Origin of the sequence: Aquiflexum gelatinilyticum, assembly GCF_024741135.1 — a bacterium.
Taxonomy (GTDB): domain Bacteria; phylum Bacteroidota; class Bacteroidia; order Cytophagales; family Cyclobacteriaceae; genus Cognataquiflexum; species Cognataquiflexum gelatinilyticum.
The window spans coordinates 1-338 of the sequence record NZ_JANSUY010000048.1 but is presented as its reverse complement, the minus strand read 5'-3'; the positions used below and the strand labels follow the sequence as shown (position 1 = coordinate 338).

The 338-nt window shown below is 43.8% G+C and carries 2 rRNA genes; both read right to left on the bottom strand.

What is annotated here, in order from left to right:
* A 23S ribosomal RNA gene (locus NU887_RS21100) occupies positions 1-82 on the bottom strand; the annotation flags it as partial.
* 145 nt (positions 83-227) lie between these two features.
* Positions 228-338 (bottom strand): 16S ribosomal RNA (locus NU887_RS21095); the annotation flags it as partial.

Genomic DNA, 338 nt, shown 5'->3' with positions numbered 1-338 from the left:
CCCGAAGCATATCGGCGTTAGTCCCGTCCTTCATCGACTCCTAGTGTCAAGGCATCCACCGTGCGCCCTTTCTAACTTAACCAAACTAAAAATTAAAAAATATGAGCTACACTGTTATCTAGTTTTCAAAGAACATACATTTATATATGAGAGATAGTTCTCTCAAAACTGAACAAAACGAAACACGGAAACTTTATTGATGAACAGCGTTCATCAATTCTCCATAGAAAGGAGGTGATCCAGCCGCACCTTCCGATACGGCTACCTTGTTACGACTTCACCCCAATCATCTGTCCCACCTTAGGCGGCTGGCTCCAAAAAGGTTACCCCACCGACTT